This window comes from Nostoc sp. UHCC 0251, from assembly GCF_034932245.1.
Taxonomy (GTDB): Bacteria; Cyanobacteriota; Cyanobacteriia; order Cyanobacteriales; family Nostocaceae; genus Nostoc.
The window spans coordinates 1-7,519 of sequence record NZ_JAYGHD010000163.1; the positions used below are offsets into that span (position 1 = coordinate 1).

Annotated in this window: 8 protein-coding genes; 7 read left to right on the forward strand and 1 reads right to left on the reverse strand. The window is 42.5% G+C overall.

Annotated features, from left to right (window positions below):
- The first annotated feature begins 234 nt into the window (after positions 1-234).
- On the forward strand, positions 235-1,872 hold the full coding sequence (locus tag VB740_RS16215; protein WP_323200996.1) for a PAS domain-containing sensor histidine kinase: 1,638 nt from the start codon (positions 235-237) through the stop codon (positions 1,870-1,872).
- A 121-nt stretch (positions 1,873-1,993) separates the two neighbouring features.
- Here VB740_RS16215 and phnF read toward each other — a convergent pair whose 3' ends face one another.
- On the reverse strand, positions 1,994-2,764 hold the full coding sequence (gene phnF, locus VB740_RS16220) for a phosphonate metabolism transcriptional regulator PhnF (protein WP_323200997.1): 771 nt from the start codon (positions 2,762-2,764) through the stop codon (positions 1,994-1,996).
- 106 nt (positions 2,765-2,870) lie between these two features.
- Between phnF and phnG the strand changes: the two genes are divergently transcribed.
- The 6 genes from phnG to VB740_RS16250 all read left to right on the forward strand — a co-directional run bounded on the left by phnG (position 2,871) and on the right by VB740_RS16250 (position 7,405).
- Positions 2,871-3,329: a phosphonate C-P lyase system protein PhnG gene (gene phnG, locus VB740_RS16225; protein ID WP_323200998.1), complete on the forward strand. Its 459-nt coding sequence runs from the start codon at positions 2,871-2,873 to the stop codon at positions 3,327-3,329.
- A gap of 137 nt (positions 3,330-3,466) precedes the next feature.
- Entirely contained in the window at positions 3,467-4,066 is a 600-nt protein-coding gene (gene phnH / locus VB740_RS16230; protein WP_323200999.1) for a phosphonate C-P lyase system protein PhnH, read from the forward strand.
- A complete protein-coding gene (locus VB740_RS16235) occupies positions 4,056-4,508 on the forward strand; it encodes a GNAT family N-acetyltransferase (protein ID WP_323201000.1) in 453 nt (150 codons plus the stop codon). The genes phnH and VB740_RS16235 overlap by 11 nt, the downstream gene beginning before the upstream one ends.
- Before the next feature lie 114 nt (positions 4,509-4,622).
- Positions 4,623-5,753, forward strand: coding sequence for a carbon-phosphorus lyase complex subunit PhnI (locus tag VB740_RS16240; protein ID WP_323201001.1), 1,131 nt, complete (start codon positions 4,623-4,625; stop codon positions 5,751-5,753).
- Between the two features lie 18 nt (positions 5,754-5,771).
- Positions 5,772-6,194, forward strand: a complete 423-nt coding sequence (locus tag VB740_RS16245) for a fosfomycin resistance glutathione transferase (protein ID WP_323201002.1) — start codon at positions 5,772-5,774, stop codon at positions 6,192-6,194.
- Complete coding sequence (locus VB740_RS16250; protein ID WP_323201003.1) at positions 6,191-7,405, forward strand: alpha-D-ribose 1-methylphosphonate 5-triphosphate diphosphatase; 1,215 nt, start codon at positions 6,191-6,193, stop codon at positions 7,403-7,405. Before VB740_RS16245 ends, VB740_RS16250 begins: the two co-directional genes overlap by 4 nt.
- Positions 7,406-7,519 lie beyond the last annotated feature (114 nt).

The window sequence follows — 7,519 nt, forward strand, 5'->3', positions numbered from 1 at the left end:
ATAAAAAACAAAGGCAATAGTGACTATGTTGCAATTTAAATGCCGATTAGCTTAACTCTATTTGGCTGGCTGCCGAGATACCTACTCTGTGCGATCATCTTGCCCTGTGTGGGGTTCAAAATTTATGCTTTAGTTGAATTCTCACTGTATTTATAATTATTCAGTAATCTTCACGTTGTAACTAGTGGATATACTTAGTTACGTTGAAGGCAAAATTTAGATGACAAGATTACTGTGTTTAATCTAGAAGATTTCTTCAACCTTTCAACAGACCTATTCTGTATCATCTCAAGGGATGGTTGCTACCAGCAGGTCAATCCTGCATGGGAAAAAGTATTGGGATGGAAACCAGAAAACTTAATTGGGCATCATTGGTTAGAATTAGTACATCCAGAAGATATTGCAATCAATCAGCTACCAACTGAACCACTGCAAAATTTGCACTGGGATAACCGTTATCTTCACCAAGATGGCAGTTATCGGTGGTTATCTTGGAGTCTTTCTACTAGCCAACAGGGACTGATCTATGCAATAGGGAAAGATGTTAACCAGCAGTTGCGCCAAATAGAAGCACTCTCAACTGAACGCCAAAGCCTTTATAACCTACTGAATCAGCTACCCGCTTTCCTTTATCTGCAACCCAATGATTATGGCGTAGGATTTTATAACCAGCGCTTCCAGGAGGTATTTGGAGACCCCACAGGGAAACGTTGTTATGAGGCGATCGCTGGGCTGAAGCAGCCTTGCCCAGTCTGTCCTACCTTTCGCGTCTTTGAAACTAATGCTCCGCAACTTTGGGAATGGATTGATAGTAAAACAGGTAATGTGTATCAGATTTATGATTATCCGTTCACGAATATGAACGGTGAACCAATGGTTGTAGAAATGGGTTTAGATATTACTGCTGTGAAAAAGGCAGAGGTAGCCTTGCGACAGCGCGAGAAGGAATTAACCCAAAAAAATCAACAACTCCAAGATGCACTAAAACAATTAAAAAAGACGCAAGCGCAACTAATTCAAACTGAGAAAATGTCTTCTTTAGGACAACTAGTGGCTGGAGTGGCTCATGAAATTAACAACCCTATTAGTTTTATCAATGGTAATGTTACTCATGCTAAAGAATATGTTCAACAATTACTAGAAATACTACAACTCTACCAACAAGAATATCCTGACCCTCCACCAGTAATTCAGTCAGCCATAGCAGCGAACGAGTTAGAGTTTATTACTGAAGACCTAAAAAAATTGCTCTCTTCCATGAAAATGGGAAGCGATCGCATTCGTGATATTGTAGTATCCTTGCGGAACTTCTCTCGACTAGATGAAGCTCAAATGAAAACTGTTGATATCCACAGTGGTATTGAAAGTACACTATTGATTTTGCAAAACCGCCTCAAAGATAAATCCGACCATCCGTCAATTGAAATTATTAAAGAGTACGGTCAACTGCCTTTAGTAGAATGTTATGCGGGTCAACTTAACCAGGTGTTGATGAACATTCTCACTAATGCCATCGATGCTTTAGAAAATTTATCTGTTATTAATCAGCCACACAACCCACAAATTGTTATCCGCACTCTTGTACTCAACTGTGATCGGGTTGCGATTGAGATTGCTGACAATGGGTCTGGAATGTCGCAAGAAGTTCAACAACGTTTATTTGACCCTTTTTTTACGACCAAACCAGTAGGCAAGGGAACTGGTTTAGGAATGTCAATTAGCTATCAAATTATCACAGAAAAACATCAAGGACATTTAGGCTGTATTTCATCTCCAGGAGCAGGAGCTAAATTCATAATCGAGATTCCCATTCAACAAATTAAATCTGTACAAGCAAAGATACCAGAAGCTCACAATATCCCAGTTACATAACCAGTGTCACTAAACCCTATCAGAGATTGAAACTTTCATATAGGAATAGGGATAACTTGCCAGCTTAGATGAAGATTAGGGTGTCGACTTTGTGACAAATTAGCTCCTTACGTCATATTGCTTAACTGAGGACACGACCTAGTTTTGCACCTACACCCTCTTTCAAGTCATTTTCAAAAAATAACTCCATGCGATCGCCCCGCAGTCGAGTTACCCCATATTCAATAACATTACCTGTTTGATCGACGTTCACTGACTCCGCCAAAAGAATGGGTTGATTGAGGGGTATTTGTAGCCACTTAGCATCTTGAGGTTGGACTAGACGAGCAGAAACGCAGGTACTACGGCGGATATGATCACATCCATATACCTGCTGTAAAAACTGAGATATTGATTGCTGTTCTTGCAAAATATTGATATTTTTCGGCTCTAAAAAATCAGGGAATCGCTTAAGAGGAAAATACCCAGTACCCATACTTATAGGTTCTTCATCTGCAAAACTTAAACGTTCAATTAACGCTACCGGCTCACCATAAGGAATTTCTAGCCCTCTAGCGATCGCATCATCGGCAGGTACTTCTAAGACACGCAGCAGTTGAAACCTCACTTGCCAACCCTGTGCTTTCAGCGTTTGGTTGTAACGCACTCGCTTACCAATCGCATAGCGGATGGTTTTAGCAGCTACAAAAGTTCCGCGTCCTCGGTCAACTCGTAACAATCCCTCGTCTTTTAGGAGAGCGATCGCTTGTCTAATGGTATGGCGATTAACCGCAAACTGTTGGGCTAACTTCGTTTCCGTCGGTAGTTGTTCCCCAATCTGATAAACCCCCTGATGAATATTTTGTCGCAGTTGGCCAGCAATCTGGACATAAATTGGCATTATTTCCTTCATGTATCAATTTTAGATTGTCAATTTGTCAGAATTGCGTTAATCTACTTTCATCTAGATGTCTAGACAAGTTAAGAATAGTTTAAAACAAAATACCACAAACCAACTTATGCCTACTGTGACGCAGCGACAAGCATGGATGGCAACATTAGCTAAAGCCGAGTTAGAGCGATTAGAAAAATTGGTAAACACATTAGATAATTTGCCCAACTATAGCTTTTTACGCTGCCCAGAGATTGGTCTAACAATGGTGCGGGGACGCGCTGGGGGTACAGGAGAGCCATTTAATTTAGGAGAAATTACCATGACTCGCTGTGTTGTGCAGTTAGAGAGCCAAGGAGATGAAGCAATTGCTGGATTTGGTTATGTCGCAGGGCGATCGCACCGTCATGCAGAACTAGCTGCTGTTTGTGATGCGTTACTACAAACCCCAAATTGGCACGATCAGATTCAGGCTGAGGTAATTCAACCCTTGCAAGTAGAACACCAAAAGCAGCAAGAACTCAAGCAGCGTCAAGCAGCCGCCACTCAGGTTAATTTCTTCACGATGGTGAGAGGGGAAGGGTGAGGAGTGAGCAGGGGGAGCAGGGGAGGCAGGGGAAGCAGGGGGGGGAATTTTGGAAGTTGCTAAATCATCCTGCAAATATACAAAGCCAAAAACTCTTTTTCTAGCACTCAGCACTAATGACCATTGACTAATGACAAATGACAAAAATTACCTATTTACCTGGCTTTCAAGACTTAATTCATGATGCCCAGAGGACATTTCGGGCGTTGCTTGATGCTAATGCTCGACCGGGGATAGCTTATCAGATAACTGCTGAGATGAGTGTGCCTTTGGGTTTAACGCCTGCTTGTGGGGCTGCTTGTTTGACGTTGCTGGATTTGGATGTTGTGGTATGGCTACAGCCAAGTTTTACAGATCAAGTGAGAGCTTGGTTGTTGTTTCATACTGGCTGTCGGTTCACACAGTATCCAGAAGAAGCTGACTTTGCCTTAATTCAAGATTTGGCAGCGTTGCCAGAATTATCTATTTTTAACTGGGGGACAGGAGAAAAACCGGAAGCCTCAACAACATTATTGGTACAGGTAGAAAGTTTTGAGATGGGACAACCTGTGATGTTGACGGGGCCAGGAATTTTAGACCAGCAAGCGATCGCCCCGACACTTCCCGTCCATTTTTGGGATTTCTGGATGCAGAATCACCAAGCCTATCCACAAGGCGTAGATGTATTTTTATTTACAGAAAATGCAGTAATGGGACTACCACGCACCGCTAAAGCAGAGGTGTACTATGACTCTTGAGATTCGCATTGCTACCCGTGAGGATTGGCCTCTATTAAATCAGCTTTATGCTGACATGGATGGTGAGTCATCCTTACCAAGTAATGATGTAGAAAAAATCTTGACAGAAATCACACAAGTTCCTAACTACTACATCTATATTGCTTTTTTAAATCAGCAACTTGTAGGTACTTTCAGCCTCCTTTATGCGCCAACAATGATGCACCGGGGCTATCACAAATTTGCAGTTCTAGATGCAGTAACAGTTATTTCTCAAATGCGAGGAGAGGGAATTGGTAGCCAAATGGTGAAAGCTGCGATCAAACTCAGTGCTGAGGCTGGATGTTATAAAGTCACTCTCTCTTCTAATTTGAAACGCGATCGCGCCCATCAATTCTATCAATCATTAGGATTCGAGCAGCATGGCTGGAGTTTTAAATGCTTAGTCCAACCAAGTCAATAAAGCAAAATTGCGGAGGATAAAAATATAAATATGAAAACCTGAAAACCCGATTAAAGCCTAACTTTCTTAATCAAAAATTACGAATTACGAATTACGAATTACGAACTAAAAGCTATGCCATACGTTGCAGTCAAAGGCGGTGAACAGGCAATTAAAAATGCAGAAGCACTTCTGCAAAGCAGACGCAGGGGTGATCCTGCAATTCCCGAATTGACGCTAGACCAGATTGAACAACAGCTTTCCCTAGCAGTAGAACGGGTGATGTGTGAAGGTAGTTTATATGATCGGGAGTTAGCGGCCCTTGCTATTAAACAATCTTGGGGTGATTTAGTAGAAGCAATTTTCTTGTTACGAGCCTATCGGACAACACTACCCCGCTTTTACTATAGCCAGCCATTAGATACCAGCAAAATGCAGATTCAGCGCCGCATTTCTGCCATTTTTAAAGATGTACCAGGAGGACAAAGGTTAGGGACTACCTTCGACTACATCCACCGTTTACTAGACTTTAAGTTGATAGCAGAAGGACAAGTCCCGACAGCACCAGAAGCAGAAGCAATTACAGAACCAGTTCCGCGTGTAATTGACACTTTAGATCGTGAAGGCTTGATGCAAGCGGAAGAAGGGCAGAGAGGCAGGGGAGCAGGGGAGCAGGGGAGCAGAGGGGCAGAGGAAGAATTTCTTACTCCCCAGTCTCTTCAACCATTTGACCTAACTCGTCAACCCCTAACCTTTCCTGCTGGACGGGATGCGAGACTGCAAAATCTAGCGCGTGCAGATGAGGGTTTTTTGCTGTCTTTGGCATATTCTACACAGCGAGGCTATGGGAGAAACCATCCTTTTGCTGGGGAAATTCGTATGGGGGAAGTAGAAGTGGTAATTTGCCCAGAAGAATTGGGGTTTGAAATAGCGATCGCAGATATTACTGTCACCGAAGTGCAAATGGTAAATCAGTTTAAAGGTAATAAAGAATTACCTGCTCAGTTTACCCGTGGCTATGGACTCACCTTTGGTTACAACGAACGTAAAGCGATGTCGATGGCCTTAGTAGATAGGGCAATGCGTGCTGAGGAATTAGGCGAAACAATTCAAGGCCCAGCCCAAAATGTCGAGTTTGTACTTTCCCATTCCGATAACGTGGAAGCACAAGGTTTTGTCCAACACCTCAAACTTCCACATTACATTGACTTTCAAGCTGAGTTAAATCTGGTGCGGAAAATCCGAAAAACAGGGAATAGGGAGTAGGGAGTAGGGAGTAGGGAAATGATTATAGGAATTAACCATATTACTTTGTCTGTCTGCGACTTGGAGAAATCTTTTAACTTTTATACCGAGATTCTAGGTTGTCAAGCGATCGCTAAGTGGAAAACAGGTGCTTATTTACTAGCAGGTGACTTGTGGTTGTGCCTATCTTTAGATTCCAATACACGCACAAATCCTATGGACGAGTACACTCATATTGCTTTTAGTATCTCTGAAGATAAGTTTCCAGAATATAGCGATCGCCTCAAATTTTTAGGAGTCAAACAGTGGAAGCAAAATACAAGTGAAGGCGATTCTATATATATTATCGACCCCGATCACCACAAGCTGGAACTTCATATAGGTGATTTATCTTCCAGAATTGCCGCCACTCAAAAAGCTCCCTATGAAGGCATGAAATTTTTTACTGAGGTAAGTCAGTGACAACATCTAAAAATATTCAAATATTATCAAAACCAACCAACACAAGAATTGCTATCCAAGGAGTAAATGTACTAACTCCCGGTGGTTGGCTGGAAGATGCCACAGTTTTAATTGAAGATGGGCAATTTACCAGCATTGATCAGGCCAGTAGTCCTAATGGATTTCATCTGGTAAATGCTCAAGGACTCCAGATGTTGCCAGGAATTATTGACTTACACGGCGATGCTTTTGAAAGGATGATTTGCCCTCGACCTGGAGTTAACTTTCCTCTACCAATAGCGATCGCAGATAATGACCGCAACCTCTTAGCATCCGGTATCACAACTTTTTACTGCTCAATCACCGACTCTTACGAACCAGGTTTACGCAGCCGAGATTCTGCTCGTGCTTTAATTGACTTCATCTTAGGGACAGGAAAACAAGTTTTAAATTGTAATCATCGTATTCATATCAGGCATGAAGAAGCAAATATCGTAGGTCATCAAGAGTTGTGTGATTGGATGGTATCCGGCCGTGTGCATATTTTGTCCATCAACGATCACCTACCACCCCCAGGAAATCAAAAGAGATTGAGTCGATATCTCAACAGTGTGAAGCAAAGATCATCCATGTCCATAGAAGAAATCGAAGAATTAATCAACCAAGTAACAGAACGGCGACATGAAGGAGATGTGCAAATAGAACAACTGGTGGATTTAGCTCATACCTACGGTATTCCCCTCGCTTCTCATGATGATGATAGCCCAGAGAAAGTAATACTAAGTCAACAACGCCGAGTAGCGATCGCAGAATTCCCCGCTACTATAGACTTAGCTGCTAAGTCTCGTGAATATGGTGCAGCCGTCCTCATGGGTGCGCCCAACTTAGTGCGTGGTGGTTCTCACTTAGGTTTGATGAGTGTCGCTGAGGCAGTTAAAAATAATGTTATTGATTGTCTTTGCTCAGATTATCATTATCCTTCCTTGTTCTATGCACCCTTCAAACTCCAAGAATTAGGCTTAATGTCCTTTGAACAAGCATGGTCATTAGTTTCTAGCCGTCCAGCAGAGGCGGTGGCGATAAGCGATCAAAAAGGTAAAATCGCTCCTGGTTTAGATGCTGATTTCCTGTTGATATCTACTGATAATTCTTTACCATCTGCAATTACTGCCATCTCATCCGTATACGTAGCAGGACAAGAAGTTGCTAGATACCAAACTGAATGGCACTAAGAAAAGCCTAAAGACTTATTACATCCTCGTTCCCAGCCTCCAGGCTGGGAACGAGTTCCAGAGGCTCTGCCTCTTGTCAAGCTATGGAGGCGGAGCCTCCGAGAATGGTTTCCC